12 protein-coding genes are annotated in these 17,606 nt (G+C 60.5%); 6 read left to right on the plus strand and 6 right to left on the minus strand.

The window, feature by feature from the left end:
• The first annotated feature begins 421 nt into the window (after positions 1-421).
• Positions 422-4,114 carry an RNA-directed DNA polymerase gene (locus ACZ5Y5_RS15610; RefSeq protein WP_464811415.1) on the plus strand — a complete coding sequence of 1,231 codons (3,693 nt, stop codon included), beginning with the start codon at positions 422-424 and terminating at the stop codon, positions 4,112-4,114.
• Positions 4,115-4,209: 95 nt separating this feature from the next.
• Here ACZ5Y5_RS15610 and ACZ5Y5_RS15615 read toward each other — a convergent pair whose 3' ends face one another.
• On the minus strand, positions 4,210-4,923 hold the full coding sequence (locus ACZ5Y5_RS15615) for a hypothetical protein (RefSeq protein ID WP_464811416.1): 714 nt from the start codon (positions 4,921-4,923) through the stop codon (positions 4,210-4,212).
• A 28-nt stretch (positions 4,924-4,951) separates the two neighbouring features.
• Positions 4,952-6,697: an RNA-directed DNA polymerase gene (locus ACZ5Y5_RS15620; RefSeq protein WP_464811417.1), complete on the minus strand. Its 1,746-nt coding sequence runs from the start codon at positions 6,695-6,697 to the stop codon at positions 4,952-4,954.
• A gap of 523 nt (positions 6,698-7,220) precedes the next feature.
• Between ACZ5Y5_RS15620 and ACZ5Y5_RS15625 the strand changes: the two genes are divergently transcribed.
• Complete coding sequence (locus ACZ5Y5_RS15625) at positions 7,221-7,853, plus strand: tyrosine-type recombinase/integrase (RefSeq protein WP_097093754.1); 633 nt, start codon at positions 7,221-7,223, stop codon at positions 7,851-7,853.
• Positions 7,854-8,125: 272 nt separating this feature from the next.
• On the opposite strand, the gene ACZ5Y5_RS15630 is transcribed toward ACZ5Y5_RS15625, so the two are convergent.
• Entirely contained in the window at positions 8,126-9,727 is a 1,602-nt protein-coding gene (locus ACZ5Y5_RS15630; protein ID WP_464811418.1) for a GMC family oxidoreductase, read from the minus strand.
• A gap of 48 nt (positions 9,728-9,775) precedes the next feature.
• Entirely contained in the window at positions 9,776-10,150 is a 375-nt protein-coding gene (locus tag ACZ5Y5_RS15635) for a RidA family protein (protein WP_097093752.1), read from the minus strand.
• 183 nt (positions 10,151-10,333) lie between these two features.
• Here ACZ5Y5_RS15635 and ACZ5Y5_RS15640 point away from each other — a divergent pair, with 183 nt between their 5' ends.
• Positions 10,334-12,661, plus strand: coding sequence for a TonB-dependent receptor (locus ACZ5Y5_RS15640; protein ID WP_464811419.1), 2,328 nt, complete (start codon positions 10,334-10,336; stop codon positions 12,659-12,661).
• A gap of 39 nt (positions 12,662-12,700) precedes the next feature.
• Here the strand turns inward: ACZ5Y5_RS15640 and ACZ5Y5_RS15645 are convergent, their stop codons facing one another.
• Entirely contained in the window at positions 12,701-13,270 is a 570-nt protein-coding gene (locus tag ACZ5Y5_RS15645; RefSeq protein ID WP_464811420.1) for a TetR/AcrR family transcriptional regulator, read from the minus strand.
• Positions 13,271-13,350: 80 nt separating this feature from the next.
• Here ACZ5Y5_RS15645 and ACZ5Y5_RS15650 point away from each other — a divergent pair, with 80 nt between their 5' ends.
• The 3 genes from ACZ5Y5_RS15650 to ACZ5Y5_RS15660 all read left to right on the plus strand — a co-directional run bounded on the left by ACZ5Y5_RS15650 (position 13,351) and on the right by ACZ5Y5_RS15660 (position 16,809).
• A complete protein-coding gene (locus ACZ5Y5_RS15650) occupies positions 13,351-14,598 on the plus strand; it encodes an MFS transporter (protein ID WP_464811421.1) in 1,248 nt (415 codons plus the stop codon).
• A gap of 25 nt (positions 14,599-14,623) precedes the next feature.
• Positions 14,624-15,940 carry an NAD(P)/FAD-dependent oxidoreductase gene (locus tag ACZ5Y5_RS15655; protein WP_464811422.1) on the plus strand — a complete coding sequence of 439 codons (1,317 nt, stop codon included), beginning with the start codon at positions 14,624-14,626 and terminating at the stop codon, positions 15,938-15,940.
• A gap of 92 nt (positions 15,941-16,032) precedes the next feature.
• Entirely contained in the window at positions 16,033-16,809 is a 777-nt protein-coding gene (locus ACZ5Y5_RS15660) for an SDR family NAD(P)-dependent oxidoreductase (RefSeq protein WP_464811423.1), read from the plus strand.
• Positions 16,810-17,171: 362 nt separating this feature from the next.
• On the opposite strand, the gene ACZ5Y5_RS15665 is transcribed toward ACZ5Y5_RS15660, so the two are convergent.
• Entirely contained in the window at positions 17,172-17,588 is a 417-nt protein-coding gene (locus ACZ5Y5_RS15665; protein WP_464811424.1) for a RidA family protein, read from the minus strand.
• Between the last annotated feature and the right edge of the window lie 18 nt (positions 17,589-17,606).

Consider the following 17,606-nt stretch of genomic DNA (forward strand, 5'->3'; position numbering starts at 1 on the left):
CTGGCGACTTAACAGGGAAATTTTTGTGGACATCAGGGAGCTTACTCCGATTATCTGGAACAATCAGGAGGGAACAGGGGCGTGGCATCCATGCGCCACTTCTCGCCGTTCGCCGGAGCTTGTGGATTTCCTGGAAGCAGTCATTCGTTGGCAATTGTGACCGACCGGAAGGAACTGGGACATTCGCGACAGTCAGCTTCGGAGCACTGCGCTGTTGATCACGGACACCGAGCAGGCCTGCAGGCGCAGTCCGTTACCGTGGCAATACCTGCTGCTGGCGGCAACGGTTTCGTCGCGTAATAGAACAAGTCTCGTAGCGCGGGGGCGTGACAGGTTGCTAAGCTTTCGCGCATAGGATGGCCAACGGACCAACCGAGCGCCAGTGGCGTTGCCTATATCCGTCCGGGGGGGATAAACTGACATGCGGCGCCTATTTCCGACATTGGACCTAGTTAGCCAAGAATATGTACTTGTCCAGGCGTGGAAGAAGTCAGCATCCTACATACGGCACCACAACTGGTTCTCCGACACGCTCGAGCTCGATCGCGCCGCTGCGAACCTCCCTGAATTCTTGTCCCAGCTATCGGAAAAGCTACGCTCGGGCGCCTACGAGACGAGTGGGCTAAAGCTCGTGCCCGCGCCCAAGAGCCAACGCTGGCACGTCAACGGCGAGGGCCACTGGCTGCCGCGGAAGGCTGGGACGGCAAAGATTCGCCCTCTCGCCCACGTGTCGCTTCCTGACCAGGTCGCCGCCACCGCGGTGCTGCTATGCTTGAGCGAAAGGGTCGAAACCGCCCAAGGCGATCCGCGCCGCGACTATCGATCGCCCGCCGGGCGACGATCGGTCATGTCCTACGGGAACAGGCTGTTTTGCGATCCCATGGAAGCCGGCGATCTGCTCGTCCATCGCTGGGGATCATCGAAACTCTATCGGGCCTTCTTCCAGGACTATCGCGTATTCCTTAACCGGCCCGAGACAGTGGCCGCAAGCTTGGTCGAGGATGAGCAATCCGTACTCATCGTCCAGACCGACCTGAAGCAATTCTATGATCGCGTCACGCCCGAGGCGCTCCATACCAAGATACGGCAACTTCAGCGACCCGGCGATGACGAGGCATTCTTCGAGCTCGCCAGCGCTGTCCTCGATTGGGGATGGGTCGAAGCTGATCAAAAACAGGCTTCCCTATATAAGCAGCGGGCGGGGATACCCCAGTTTGAAAGGATCGCGCTGCCCCAGGGACTGGTCGCCGCGGGTTTCTTCTCGAACATCGTCATGCTCGACTTTGATCGAGCGGTCCTTGCTGCGCTTGGACGGGAGATCGCAACGGGCGTTTGGCTTAGGGACGCCTGTCGATACGTCGATGACATCAGGCTCACGATCTCGACTGCATCAGGCGTTATTCCTGCTGATGCGCAAGAGCGCGTCGCGGGATGGCTGGGCGAACTTCTCGACCAGCACAACGCGGGGCTCCAGATCGCCCCGGAGAAGACAACGACCGCATCCTTCGGTGGCCAGGAACAGCCGCTGGTTCGCCAATCCAGGAAGATGGAGCGGATCCAGAGCGCGATATCAGGCGGATTCGATGCCAGCGGCGGCGAAGAAGTGATCCAGGCAATCGAGGCGCTGGTTCGCTCCCAAGCAAGCTTGAACGGATTAGCTGACGCATCACGGCCAATGGCGCTGAAGGCTGTTCCTGACGTAAAGGACGAGACCATCGGGCGCTTCGCCGCCGGTCGTTTTCGCACAACTTTCCGTTCCCTCCGACCGCTGCTCGACGACCGCCCCTTCAAGGACCCGGGGGATGTCGGAGACGAGACCTACAGGCGCACGCGCCTTTCCCAAGCCGAACTGGACGATGACGCGCACGCATTCGCGCTCATGCTCATCGAGCGCTGGATAATTGATCCGTCCAACGTCCGGCTCCTCAGGATTGCCTTGGATCTTTGGCCATCTCCCCAGATCCTGTCGGAGATCCTCAATTTGTTCGAGCCGTATCTGGCCGGCAACATCCGCCTGTTCGCGCCGCGCCGCATCGCCTATTACTGCCTGGCCGAGATTCTGCGGGCGGGCGCGACGGAAACCGGCTTCATAGAAGACAGGGAAAGCTTTCCCGCCAACGTCAACCTGCCGGGCTATCGGAAGCTGTTGCTCAAATGCGCGATCCGCATCGTCGAAGGAAATGCCAGTAACGCTCCTTGGTACGTGGTCCAGCAGGCTCTCTTGTACATCACCGTGCACGAGCCTGCGCTAGCGCGCCTCCCACGGCTGCCAAGGTCAAATGCCGCCTATTGGCGGATGGTCGCGTTTCTTCAGGGTGATCAGGCAAGGCTTGGCGATCGGGAATTCGCGATATCGGCAGTTGTAGCGCGCCGGTCGTTCCTATCGATGGAACGCGCCATCGACTTGATCCGCACGTCCCTCACGCCCGGACGGTTCAGTGAAATTGCCGCTCGCGACATCGAATTTGCCCGCGACCTCTATCGGGCCGTAGAGCACGACGTGACCGTTGGGCCTGGCATAGCGGAAGATATCGGCATCGCGGCTTGGTCGAGCGGGTCGGGCATGCAGTCGCTGCAGCAATATGTCCACGACCATGGGCCCATCAATGCCTTGCGAAATGAACTGGGTGTCCTGAGCTTCGCCCAGAAATTCCTAGAGGCCGCCAAGCGGGGCGAAATCCCTTCGGTCGTCACGCCTTCCACGATACAAATCGCTATGGAGAGCGTCGGCAAATACGCGATGGTGAATGCTGTCACGATCCGCGCGGCAGAGACTGCCAAGACGTATAAATCAATCTATACAGCGCCTTCATGGGCCAATGAAACCCAACGCTGGCGATTCCAGCTGGGCTACCTCCTTCGCTTCGTCCTGACGGCCCGGATCGATTTCAGCCTCCCGGTCCGTCGTCCGTCCTGGAAGGAAGCACAGCCACTTTATCGCCCGACGCGAGGCCATTGGTTCCAGCGCCAATACGGGTTCTACAACGGGCACGAGGCCTTCGGGGACGATTGGCTGCCAATCTCTCAATTTACACAGGACCTTCTGTTTTCGCTGCTTATCTGGCCGGGATGCCGGGACAGCCAAGACGATGGCGACGAGCTTTCGCTCGAGGCAACCCTTGCCAGCGTCACAGCGGCAGTCGAACGCGCGCGCGCGGCCATCGGTCCGGCGACCGGGCTGCTGATGATCAAGGTCGCCGCCCCGATCCCGGGTACGAGGAAGAAGGGCCGCCCGCTTCGTGCATGCGTCGTCCAATCCATCATGCCAGAAGAGGCTGACTTTTCCGTCAGCGACCTCGAGATGTGCGATGCCAGTCTTCGTCGCAAGCACCGCAAGCACCTCTCGACGGCGCTCGCTGCGGTCGAAAAGATGCTCGACCTGCGAGAAACGCATAAGCCCGACAATAAGCGGCTGGACTGGCTGATCTTGCCAGAACTTTCGGTGCATCCCGATGATGTCGCCACGCATCTCGTGCCATTTGCACGTGCATTCAAGACGGCGATCCTGGCAGGAATGGTCTATGAGCAGGTCGTGCCAGGGCTACCGCTGGTCAATTCGGCCCTTTGGGTCATTCCAAGGATAGTAGAGGGTCAGGGACTGCAGACGATCATCCGCCGACAAGGGAAACAGCATCTCTCGCCTGTCGAACAACCGTTCAATGATCCCACGGAACAGATCATGGGATTTCGTCCGTGCCAGTGGCTCGTAGGATATGAATGGTCGCCTGATGCAGCGAAGGACCCGTTATGGCTGACAGGTTCTGTCTGCTACGATGCAACGGACCTGAAGCTTGCCAGCGACCTGCGCGACATTTCGGATGTGTTTGCCATCCCCGCACTCAATCGCGATGTCGGAACCTTTGACCAGATGGCCCAGGCCCTGCACTACCACATGTTCCAACTTGTACTTGTCGCCAATAACGGGGCCTATGGCGGAAGCAACGCGCACATGCCGAAGGGCGGCCCGCACAGGCGGCAGGTCTTCCACACACATGGGCAGCCGCAGGCGACGATTTCATTCTTCGAGATCGACGATATTGAGGAGGTGAAATCGCGTCGGCAGCACGGCCTCGCGAGCAGTGGCGAGTGGAAGTACCCGCCGGCCGGCTGCTAGCGGGTATTGCCGCTCGACTTTTCGAATGCATGATCGCACGGGCGGGTCGGGCGCATTGAGTTAACCATTGAGCTTATCCTTCACCGTGCGGTGTTTCAACGCCGGTCGAAATCCTGTCCGACTGCGGATCGCAACAATTCGACGAGTTCAACGCGGTTTGAGGACGCCGACGCCGATCGAAGCAGATGGTCGTAATTCACCAGAAGAGCCGCGTTGCGCCGGGGGTTCAGCAGGAGCACGTCCGACCAGACCTCACCGTCGTTCTCTACGGTCCGGGCATACTGCAGCAGCCAGTACATGAGCACCTGTCGAAAATCGCTGGCACCAAAATTGCGTTCAGTATGCTTGACCTCGATGAGGGTCGAGCCGAGAGCGAAGTCTCCATTGCCGGAAGCCACCCAGCCAAGGCCGGGGATGAGGGGCGCGTGTTCAAGAATGGCAGAAGGCTGTTGAGCCCGGACGCTGTTAAGCATCGCCACTAGATTTCGTGCGGCATGGTCGGCGACCGATATGTCGCTCGGCTTGAGCTTCTCCGGGATCCGGGCGTCGAAATAGCGACGCTGTCGTGACGATGCGACCTTCAGACATTCGTCCCACGACGCTGCGCCGCCGACGCTCAGTTGGCTTTCGGCTCGGGCCATCGATATCTCGAAGAGCATCGCGTTCCGCAGGTTGCTGGCTTCAATCGCTTCAGCCGGAATCGCTTGGACGTCGGTGAAGGCGAACATCTTGCTGTTCAGAGCATTGACGAGCCCGCCGGTCAGGCGCGGGAACAGGATGTCGAGAACGCCAGGAATGTCACGCGCCACCGTCCTCGGATCGCGCGCCGGGAGGCGTCTAGCCGACATTTTTCACCCAGTTCTCGTAACAGGCTGCGAAGTCGCCTTGCGTGACGTTCTCGATCCCAAGTCCCCAAGCCTGAGATAGGGTGCCGAGCAACTGTTTTCGTGATTTCTCGCCTTCGTCGCCGAATGCGCCTGCCGCCAGCCACAGCATACGCTGTTCGTCGGCGCCGAGATTTTGCCACTGGTTGCGAAGTCGCGTGAAGCTCGACCGGTCGCGCCAATGCCGCCAGCAGTCGATGCAAGCCCGCCGAACCGATGCGGACTTCGTAGCATCGTAGGTCCGACGGACAAAGGCGCCGCGGATATCCGTCCGAAAGAACCGGATCGCCCGGAGATAATGAAGCATGTTGGCTTCGGGAACGAGCAGATGTGCAGCAGCAGCCGGAATGCGATCAAGCAGTCTATCGATGGCGCTGAAGATTGATGCGAACTCATCGTTGGCCCGAACCGCATAGACACCGCGCATGATCTTCGACCAGGATGCACGAAAGGCATCAAGATTGTTCGGGTCAAGGAGCGTGGCGCAGAGCTGCACCGCGACACGAGGTTCCTGGAATTTAAGGGCGCGTCCGATCTGCGCGAGCACGAAAGCGTCGGGTTGTGATTTCTCCCGCTCTAGGTCGAGCAGAAACGATATGTCGATCTTTTCGAAGGATTGTTTGAGTTTCTCGTACTCGGCGGTGGCGCTGTCGGAATACGGGTCGAAATGAAGGTCTAGCTCCCTCAGGGCGAGACTGGGAGCCTCGCCATCCCCCAACTGCGCCGAGACGAAGTCGCGATAATGTTTCGCGCTCAGAATCGTCGTTTTGCTCCGGTTAAGAGAAAGCCCGTAGTCGGCGAGCGCATGCGACAGATCCGAAAGCGCCTTATAGGCCTCCTGCCGCGAACTACAAATCAAGGTATAATCGTCGACATAGCGATGCCAGACGACTCCGCCATCGGTGAGCGATCGATCGATTGGTGTCATCATCACTTCGGCCAGGATCCGTGCGCACTGGCCACCAACCGGCAGACCAAAGGAACGGCCTGCCGCAAGCTGGCTTAGGATACGATCGATCTGCAGCGCCACGCTCGAGTCCGGCGCCAAATCCTTGACGACGTTTTCCAATCGATGGTGGTAGATGTGTTCGTAGAAGCTTGAGATGTCGGTCTGGATGACGACGGCGCCCTCCTGATCGAGGTCGAGCTCCTTCAGAGTTGCAAGCTTGTAAGTGCGCCACGATCTGCTGCGATCGAAAAAACTTGGGCCTTCGGACGAAAGCCGATAGGAGTGCGCCCGATCGCTCCGTTGGCTTTCATTCGCCTCTGCGATCGCCAGGCCCAGGCCATTGAGATAGAGATTCCAGAAAGGATGAATCTTCGTCGTAATGCGAAAGCCGTGCGGTCCTGATGGAACGAGCAGGCGTTCCGCCGCGATTGCCAGCCCGTTCATGAAATTGACGGCCTTTCCAACTTTGCCCGTCTCGATGTTCTGAAACAGGTCGAGGCAGAGCGCCGCGAGATCGTGGGCCTTCTCCTTCACAAAGCCGGAATCCAGATCGTAGGGCAGCGTGTCGTTGTCACCGCTGTGACCGATCTCGAGCGCCGCCCTTACAAAATGATTGAAGTCGACCTTGATCATCTCGGAAATACTTTTCGGACATATCGAGAGGACGGCCGCCTCGACGCAACCATCTTGCAGAAGGAGGAGTCGTGTGTCCAGCATAGGGCGGTTACAAGCTAGATGCTTGAGCAGCATGCTGACCCCTGAGAGACGGATGCGAGGACATGGACGGTTACCCGCCAGGGTCGATATGGCCTGCCGATGATGAGGACGCGGTCCAAATACGAGAGGTCTACTCGCGCTATGGCCTGGCCATGTATCAGGCGCAGGTGCTCGAACACGGAATGGTCAACGCGGTCATCGTCGCCCGCATGCTGCCGACGATGCGCAGACACCCGAACCGCTCGGCATGGGAGGACGCGTTCGACCGCCTACGATATCGAATTGGCCAAAACTTTCGGCAACATGCTGCGCGCGCTCGCGACGCCGCAAGCTCCGAAGCTGATCGTTCGAGGGAACAGCCACGATCCGTATGATGATTGAACGACTGGAGACAAAGATCTCAGTTCACTAGCGGACAGGTCGGTTCCCACCAGTCGCTGCCGGGATAGCAGACCGTCAGCACCTCGGAACGGAAAATGTGCGGCTGAGGGTCCGGGAAGGTCGGCCTACTCTGAAGCGTTCTACCTGTGGCCATCATGGCCTTAGGAGACGTGTCATGGGATTGTCAGAATTTGATCCCGCCGCTCGCGAGCGAGTATCTTGGAACGCCGGACGCAAGGTGGGGGCGAAGCGCGCGCTCAAACCCCGTCAGATCTGGGCCGTCCGTTTCTTCCTCGACCAGCATGGACGCATTCGGGATCGGGCCCTCTTTGATCTCGCCATCGATAGCAAGCTGCGCGGCTGCGACCTAGTGAAGATCAGAATCAGCGACATAGTTTGTGATAGGAAAATTCGAACGCGAGCCACCGTGGTTCAGCAAAAGACCGGAAGGCCAGTTCAGTTTGAGCTGATGGACGATGCTCGCGCCAGCCTCCTCAAGTGGCTCGAACTCCGGGGTGGATCCCTGGAGGACTACGCCTTCCCCAGCCGCACCGACCACGCGGCCCACATCAGCACACGGCAATATGCCCGCCTTGTCGATGAGTGGGTCAAAGGAATTGGCTTACCCAGTGAGGATTATGGCACCCACTCCCTGCGGCGGACCAAGGCATCGATCATCTACAAGGCGACCGGAAATCTCCGAGCCGTCCAGATCCTGCTCGGGCACACGAAGATTGAAAGCACAGTGAGATACCTGGGTGTGGATGTCGAGGACGCCCTCACGTTGGCAGAGGGCACAGAAATCTGAGATTGCCTGGCTCCTTGCCCTCGCGAGGAGCCAGGACCTATATCGCGTCGGCTCTGCGCCCCTTCTGACCCTTCAAGGAGAAAATGCCCGTTCCTGAAAGCGGACGTTACGAGTCACGCGTGCTTGTCAGTTCGCAGGGCCACCTGCATTTCGAACGACGCCCCTCGCCTTGGTCATGCGCAAGAGAAAACGACACGCTCAGTTGAATGGCATTCGACCTGTGTGAAGTATTCTACCTGCGCCGACGATGCATATAATCTCTCCCTTCGTCCTCAATCCCCGGCCAGGATCATGTCGGCGGCCTTTTCCGCGATCATGATGATCGTCGCGTTGGGATCGCCAGTGGTGATGCGCGGCATGACCGATCCATCGACGACCCGCAGCCCCTCCATCCCATGTACCTGCAGCCGCGCATCCACGACAGCAAGCGCATCTTGCCCCATGCGGCAGGTTCCGACCGCTTCATAATTGACGTTGCAGGTGCTGCGGAAAAAAGCGTCCAGATCAGCGTCGCTCACGCAGGCATCGCCGGGCGCATATTCCTGTCCCCGAAAACGGGCATAGGCGGGCTGCGCCAAAATCTCGCGCGCGATCCGGATGCCCCGGCGCAGTGCATCCCGATCCCGTTCCTCTGCAAGATAATTAGCATTTATGAGCGGCTGGTCCGTGGGATCCGCGGAGCGCAGTTTCAATTCGCCCCGGCTTTCCGGCCGGGTGAGGATCACCAGCTTGGTGAAGCCATGCTCGCGCACCGGCCTGCCGCCCGCGCCCAGCAGCATCGGCAGGAAATAATATTTGAGGTCGAGTTCATCATGCCCCGGCGCGCCCGAGCGCAGATAGGCAACCGCATCGGTGCCGCTGCTCGCCAGCGGGCCGCCGCGCGTAACCATGTAGCGCAAGGCTGCCGCCGCCATACGCACCGGACTGGTCGCGAATTTATAATCGGAGACGGGCTCAGGACAGCCGATCTGGACCTGCGTGCCGATATGGTCATGGAGATTCTGGCCGACGCCCTTGAGGTCGATGACGGTGTTGATCCCAAGCGGTTTCAGATGATCGCCTTCGCCAATGCCGGACAGCATCAGCAACTGGGCGGACTGGAATGTGCCCCCGCTCACGATCACTTCGCGGGCGGCGTGGACCTGGCGGGTCTCCCCGCCCTGTCGATATTCGGCGCCGACAGCGCGCTGGCCGCTCAAGAGCAGGCGGGTAACATGCGCTCTTGTGCAGACGGTGAGGTTTCGCCGCCCCCCCACCGGATGCAGATAGGCAACGGCGGTGCTCATCCTACGGCCGTTGCGGATGGTATGTTCAGAGGGCCCAAATCCTTCTGGCGCCGCGCCATTATGATCGTCGCTATAGGGATAGCCAGCCTGCTGCGCGGCTTCGATCCACGCCCGCTGGCCGGAGTTGCGGATCTCCGCGCGCGTCACCGGTAAGGGGCCGCTGCCGCCATGGAAATGGTCTTCGCCATGGGCACTGCACTCGGCGCGCGTGAAATAGGGGAGCACCTCTTCATAGGACCAGCCGCTGTTGCCGAGGCTCGCCCAATGGTCGAAAATCTCGGGACTGCCACGGCTATAGCACATGCCGTTGATGGAACTGCTGCCGCCGAGCACCTTGCCCCGCGCATCAGCCAAAATGCGATTGTCGAGATACCGCTGGGGCGTGGTCTGATAGTGCCAGCTTGCCATCCCACCTTGCAGCATCGGGAAGAAACCGGCTGGAATATGGATCAGGGGGTTGCGATCGCGCCCGCCCGCTTCGAGGAGGAGGACCCGAACGTGCGGATCGGCGGAAAGCCGGTTGGCAAGAACGCATCCCGCCGATCCCGCGCCCACGATAATATAGTCAAATTCCGTGCCTGATTGCATGTGGTCGCTCCAAGAGGAGAGGAATGGAAATGCGGGGGAAAGTGGGCGCTATAAGGCGTGTGGCAGCAGGGCGACGGCCTTGATCTCGACGATCGAGCCGGGATGGCCCAGCGCGCTGACGCCGATCGCAGTCCAGCAGGTGTTCTCGCCCTGCATGAACGCGGACTTCGCGGCTATGAAACCGTCCATGTGCGCGGGATAGCCGACATGGAAAGAGGTGAGATCCACGATATCGCCAGCACCGCATCCATGGCGGCGCAGAACCTCCCCCAGCGCGGTGAAGGCCAGCTCATACTGGCGGGACGGGTCGGGCGGCACGCTGCCGTCGACCTCGATGCCGATCTGGCCTGAGCAAAATAGGATGCGGCCAGCGATGCGTGCCTCGCAATAACCATAGCTGGCGGCGGCATCGGTATCGGACATGTCTTCCCTCTCCTTTTTTCCGTGACCTGCGGGCGCCGGGCGCGATCAGCGACGGCAGCGCGACCATATAGCTCGGCCACAAACACTACACAATGTCTTGTTTGTGCAGAAACTCTGTGTCAGCATACAAAGAATCAGGAGAGATAAGCCGAACCGGCTACGCAAAGAGAGGGGAATGTCATGATGTTACGGCGTTTATCGCGCAATTTGTTGCTTTCTGGCGCGGCGTTGAGCGCGATTTGCGGTACGGCCGGGGCGGCGGAAACGCAGGCGGAAAAGCCGGTTGTTCAGGCCGATGCTCAGCTCGGCACCATTGTCGTGACTGCGCGGCGGACGCGCGAAAATCTTCAGGAAACGCCAGTGGCCGTGACCGCCTTGACCGGCGAAATGCTGGACAAGCTTAATATCCGCGATGTGGTGGCGACGGCGCAATTCACCCCGAATCTCGGCATCAGCGCGCAGCCCGCGTCGATCACCGCCGCGTCGGTGTTCATTCGCGGCATCGGCAACGCGTCGCCTAGTGCAGTGTCGGAACAGGGCGTCGGCATTTATCTCGACGGCGTCTATATCGCGCGATCGGCCGGAGCGATCTTTGACCTGGTCGATCTGGAGCGCATCGAAGTGCTGCGCGGCCCCCAGGGTACGCTGTTCGGACGCAACAGTGTGGGCGGCGCGATCCAACTCGTAAGCCGCAAGCCCACCGACGATCCGGGCTTTGAGGGGAAAGCGGGTTATGGCACGTTCGACGACTGGTTCGCGCGCGCGCGGTTCGACACCGGCCTGATCGGCAACATGCCGATCAAAGCTACGGTCTCCTACATGCATCGGCAGAAAAACGGCTATTTCGACAATAGTCTGCCTCCGTCGAGCAAGGACCCCGGCGCCCTCAACAGCGATGCCGCCACCGCTGCTGTCCAGGGTGATTTCGGCAAGCTAACCGTCAATTACGGTTTCGATTATAATGTCCGTGAAGGCGCCCCGACCTTCTTCCAGGTCATCAATGCAACAGATGATGTTCGTACCTATTATGGAAGTTCCCAGGCTCTTGGCGGATCAGCATTTCAGATCGGGCCAGAAGGACTGCGCCGGGGTGAACAACAACCGGCCATGGACCTCAATGGTAACCCAACCTTCAGCGTCAAGGCGCGGGTCTACGGCCATGCCCTGACGCTCAATTATCAGCTTATGCCCGCCCTCGCGATCAAATCAATCACGGCCTATCGCGCCTATCGCCAGGATGGCGCCAACGGCCTGTCGGGCAACGGACAGTTGCTTGGCTTCACCTTGAGCCCGCTGCTGTTCGTCGACGGCACCGTCCAGCCCACCGGAGTCCAGCCGGTGACGCCCTATGACGGCTACACTACGCAGCGTCAGCGTCAGTTTTCTCAGGAAGTGCAGTTGCTGGGCGAAGCCGGGGCGTTCAAATATGTCGGCGGCGCCTTCTATTTTCATGAAAAGTCATCCGAAGCCAATTATCAACAGTTGACCTTCGTGCTTCCCGGTGGCGATGCGGGTGTAAATCTTTCGCCACTACAAGCCTTTCATGGCAAGGCGCGTTCCTATGCCGTTTTCGGCCAGCTCAGCTATTCGCCAAGCAGCGATCTGGAACTGACCGGCGGCGCTCGTTATACAAAGGACAGGAAATGGCTGACACTTGCTGGTGATGTGCAGCCCAACCTCGACGGTCAGGTATCCTATAACAACTTCTCTTGGCTGATTTCCGCCAATTACAAGCCGCGTCAGGACTTGATGACCTATGCCCGCGTGTCGAGCGGCTACCGCGCAGGCGGCATCAATCCGTCCGCCTCGGAGATCAACATCTTCGCGCCGGAGAAGGCCATATCCTATGAAGCTGGCGTGAAAGCCGAATGGTTCGATCGTCGCCTGCGCACCAATTTGTCGGCCTTCTATGTGGATTATAAAAATCTGCAAATTCCGCAATTTCTGGCGGGCACCGGCGGGGCAACATCGACCATCGCCAATGCGGGCCGGGTCGCCTATCGCGGGGTGGAAGCTGAACTCACCGCCATCCCTGTCCCTGGCCTGACGATCGACGGTTCGGTTGGCTACACCTCACCCAAATATAAGAGCTATCTCTACCGCGATCCCACCACGGACGCGGTGATAAATGTCGCGTCCGAAGCACGCATGTCGCAGACTGCCAAGTTAAACACCCATGTCGGCGCGCAATATGACCACGAATTCGGTATCGGCACCTTGTCACTACGCGCCGATTATTCCTATCGCAGCACCGTCTATTGGTTCACGCTGGACCGGATCAATCCCTTCAATCGCGATATCCGATCACGCCCGGACCATAATCTGCGCGCCCGTATCTCGCTGAGCGATATCGCGGTCGGCGGTGGCAAGCTGGACCTGGGCTTCTGGGGCGACAATCTGACCAACGACCGCAATATCGATTTCGGCATCGACTTCGGCAGCCTTGGCTATGGCAGCGCCTCCTTCAAGAAGAAGCGGACTTTCGGCGTGGACGCAAAGCTCAGCTATTGACGCTCGACCGGGACGGGGCCGCGTCCATCGCGGCCCCCCTCATGCTTCGCAACCGGCAATCAGCAGGTCGACAAGGTGACGCACATAGGCATCGGATGGGTGGTCCTTGGCGATCACGATCAGGCCCGCGATCGAAGTGAACAGGGTCGTGATCACCATCAGCGGGTTCACTTCCGCGCGGATCTTTCCCTCTTGCTGGGCGGCATCGAGCGGGCCGACCATTTCTTCGGCGATCGCGCGCCACTGGCGCAGCGTTTCCTCATTCACGAAGCCGGAGCCGAGATGGGCGATCAAGCCATTGATGGCGATTTCATCGGGCCGAGCCGAAAAGTCGCGAAAGGCGATGGCAATGACATGCAGATGCTCTCGCCAGTCGTGACGCGGTTTCACCCGAAAGGCCGCATTATGCGCCGTCAGCGCTTCGACGATCAACGCTTCGCGCGTCGGCCAGCGGGCGTAAAGGGTGGAGCGCGCAATGCCCGCCTGTTCCGCGACGTCCTGCATCGTGAACTCGGTCTCGCCGTTCTTGATGAACTGCAAGACGGTGGCGGCAACCGTCTGCCTGACCCTTTCCGTGCGCCCACCAGGGCGAATGCTGCCGCGTGTCATGCGCCCTCTTATCGAGCCGCGGCCAACAGACTCAAGAGCAAATCGCCCGATGCCACAGGCAATCGGAATGAAGGAAATACATGGTGAAGTACGGCAAAGGCAGTGTCCCCCTTGGCTCGGATCCGTGGGGGGTGATGGTGGTTCTGTCCGTCATCGGCTTCCTCCTGATTGGGGGTATGCTGACGTCGCTCACCGTCTATATGTCCGTCATGCAGCCCCTTTTCGGCTGGGGTGAAGCCGAAATGGGCGCCGGGCCGGTGGCGCTGCTGCTCGGCATGAGCGCGGGCAATCTGTTCGTGGGCCGGGCGATGCGGGCAGTCGGCATCCAGAGGCTGTTCGCCCTTGGGGCTGGCATGGCGGTTTGCGGCTGGGTCGCGGCAGGCTTCACCGGGACTTTAACGTTCTTCATGGCGGCGATGGCGCTGGCGGGCCTTGGCGTCGGCATGGCCACGATCGTGCCGGGCATCGCGGTCATCGCGCAGAGCTTCCACCGGCACAGGGGGTTGGCCATTGCGCTCTTCATCGGCGGTTGCGCGCTTGCCAGTGCGACCATGCCGATGATCAGCGGGCGGCTGATCGCGGCATTGGGCTGGCGCGAGACCTTCTGGACCATCGGCGCGGCGGCGGGCGTGATATGCGCAGGGCTGGTGTATGTACTTCCGTGCAGCCGATGCGGCGCCTCCGACGGAGATGGTGCGGAGAACCTCGGTCTGACAAGAGAACAAGCTCTGAGGAAGCCAGGCTACTGGTTGCTGGCCATCGTCCTCACGATCAGCCAATTGTCCTTGAATGCCGTTCTTTTCAACCTGATCGCCTATCTTCGGCACAGCGGCTTCGATCAGGCGGACGCGGTCACCGTCTACAGCGTCGCCAATTTCATGAGCCTGCCGGGACTCCTGATCGGCGGACTGACCTCCGACCGGATCAGCGCCCGCATCCTCCTGCCCGTCATCCTCGCCTTGCAGGCAGCGGGTACGCTAGCCTTGCTGGGGGTCGGCGGCGACCCTCTGTGGCAGGGCCGGACTGCGATCGCGCTTTTCATCATGCTCTGGGGCAGCGTGGCCGGTTTGCCAGCTCAGGCCGGATCCATGCTGCTGACAGAGATGATCGGCCAGCGCGCGTACCCCGCGATGTTGGGGATCATCTTCACCATTAACGGCTTTGTTGGCGCACTGGCACCGGTCGCGGTCGGCTGGGCCTATGAGGCAAGCGGGGGCTATGCCCTGCCGGTCTTCTGCCTTGGCACCCTGACCCTGGTGGCGAGCATCGCCTCGCTTTTCTGCCGCAGTGCTCCGTTCGTGGCGGCCATGGCAGCGCGCGCGAACTGACAGAATTTCCCTGGAGATTGAGTAGATGCAGAACAAAGCCGTCTTCGAACGGGGCGAGATTCCGATATCTGCCAGTGGCTGGACCAAGCCGCAAGGTCTCGCGCCCAACTGGCCCGCGCTGACGGAAGCGGTTTCCACCGATGTCGCCGTCATCGGCGCTGGCCTTGCGGGGTCATCCCTCGCGCTGCATCTAGCAGAAGCGGGTATTTCAGTCACCGTGCTGGAGGCACGCCAGCCCGGCTGGGGAGCATCAGGCCGCAACGCCGGGCATGTCCTCCCGATCCTGCGGGACATGCGTGTGTTCCGTCGCTTTCCGGACGAGGGGCGGCGATTTCTGAAGCTGTTCCGCGAACATCACACCATCCCCTTCGATCTGGCTGGCCGCTATGCGATCGACTGCGATGCCGTCCGCTCCGGCTACATAAACGGGATGAAGACCCGGCGGGCCTTTGAAGGATTCCTGCGGGAATTTTCCTATCTGGAAGACCATGGCCTGCAAAAGCTGGTCCGCATGTCAGGGGATGACATGAAGGCCCGTACCGGATCGGCCGCCTATCCTTATGGCGTGCTGTTCGAAGATGGCGGCCGTATCAATCCCTATCTCTTCACCAATGGCATGGTCGCAGTGGCCGCCCGGCTCGGGGCGCGCATTCATGGCGATAGCGAGGCGCTGGCGCTGGAGCGGGCAGGTGAGCGCTGGCGCATCCGCACGCGGGCGGGCAGCGTGCTGGCGGATCGCATTGTGTTCTGCACCAATGCCTATCCGACAGGGATCGAACCCGCATTCCGGAAAGCCTTTTATCCGCTGACCGCCTATGCCCTCACCACCAGGCCGCTGCCAGCCGGGGCGCTGGACCATATTCTCCCTGGTGGCGGCACTTTTGCGCAGGCGCCGATCGATCTCAATCCGATGGTCCGCGATCGCCATGGCCGCCTCATCCTTTCATCGATCCCGCGGGTCGGCGGAGCCCATGACGCGTCATGGCATTTCCAGTCACAATTGCGCTGGCTGCATCGCATCTGGCCGGAAACGCGCGGCATGAGAATCGAGATGGAGGATTATTGGACGGGACGGGTTGCCTTGCGGAAGGCGCAGTTCCCCGGCGTGTTCGAGCTTGGCAAAGGCATTTTCGGGCTGATGTATTTCAACGCCTGGGGCAATGTCATGGCGCCCTTGATGGGCAAGATTCTTGCCGACGGACTGGCGCGCGACGACATGGCGAGCCTGCCCTTCCCGGTCAAGCGACCCGAGCCTGTGTCCTTCAGCCGCAAATATGAGGTGCTGATCCGCCACATTTTGATCCCGGCTGCGCGGACGGCGCAACGATGGGGTTTCCTCTAGCCGATGAGTCTCACGCTTATCTGACGCAGCCAGCGGCGCGAAAGCGCCCAAGGCAGCTGAAAATACGGTCAACAGAAAGGATACGGAATATGATGGTTGATATTAGTCCCAAATTGGGGTGGCCCTCAACGGGCGTTGTAATAACCGGTGGAGCATCCGGCCTGGGCTTCGCATCGGCGCGGGCGCTGGCGGCGGTCGGCCGCCCTGTCGTGCTGTGGGACCTGAATGCCGAGCGTGCAGAACAGGCGGCGGCGGAGATCGCGGCGCAATTCGACGTAGAGACGCTGGGCCTGCGCTGCGACGTGCGCGATCTTAAGGCAATAACCGATTGCGCCGCGGAAACGCTGGCACAAATGCCCGACATCGGAGGGCTAGTTCATTGCGCAGGTGTGGTCGATCAAGAGGGACTGGATGGCCTGACTGAGGAAAGCTGGGACTGCGGTATCGCGGTCCATCTCCGCGCGCTGCCCTTCCTCATAAAGGCGTTCCTACCTGAGTTGGCAAGCCGGCCCGGGTCAGCCATTGTCGCTGCCGCATCGATCAATGCGACGCTCGGCAATGCGATCAACCCTGTCTACACGGCGGGGAAGGGTGGCGTGCTGTCGCTGGTCCGCTCTCTGGCGGACAGGCTGGCGCAGGATGGCATCCGCATTAATTCGCTTTCGCCTGGCCAGATCAAGACGCCGATGACCCGCCCCTTTATCGATACGCTAGCGCCCGGCCATTTCGAAAAACGCATCCTCCTTGGCCGCGTCGGCGAGGCGGAGGAGATCGGGCGCGTGGTCCGTTTCTTGTTGTCGGACGAAGCGAGCTATATCACCGCCGCGCAGATCGTGGTGGACGGGGGAAATATCTCTTCCCAGCGCTGAGCGGGGGGAGCGAGCAGCGCGGACTTCCACTTGCGCGTCGTCTAACCCGGGCTGGGCGCGGCACGGCCGGGTCATCTGCCGGGGCATGGCATCCGTTCTGAAACTCTTGTTCCTAAGCCGATAGGCGGGAATCGGCCAGCCTTGGTCCCTAAGAGGAAAAAGCAGACCGACTGGACCTCGCGACAGAAAAATGGCGCCTGAGCGTCCAGGAAGGGTCGACGTCGGAAGGCAGCAGGTGGGACATTCCTGCCGTTCCCAAACAATGCGTCGAACAGCAAGATTCTTGTCTGATCCCGGAAATGGGTCCGACTTTTCGTTTCGCCAGCTGCCGGAATGTGCTCTCCGTGCCAGCAGGACCTCTGTCAGTCGAAAGCCGCTATGCATTCAACTTCCAGCGGAGCGCCCAGCGCCAACCCGTCCGCGCCGAACGCGCTGCGGGCAGGAAGACGCTTGCCCTGAAAATAGGTCAGATAGACGCTGTTGAAGCGTGGCCAGTCGGCCATGTTGTCCAGCATCACGGTGCATTTGGCGACATTGGCATAATCCAACCCATTATCCTTCAGGACCTTGCCGATCGCGTCCATCGCTTCGCGGGCCGCTACGTCAAACCCTTCCTTGTCCGGGTCCAGACCAGTCGGAACCTGACCGATCTGCCCTGAAAGATAGAGCGTATCCCCCACGCGCACCGCTGGCGAGAAGGGCAAGGACGCGGGGAGCGGCTGTTGCGCGAAGGCGGGGGTAGCTGCCAGGAGGGCGATCTGCGCGAAAATGGTCTTCATGGGCGGAGCTCCAATGGC

The organism is Sphingobium sp. TomTYG65, from assembly GCF_055395525.1.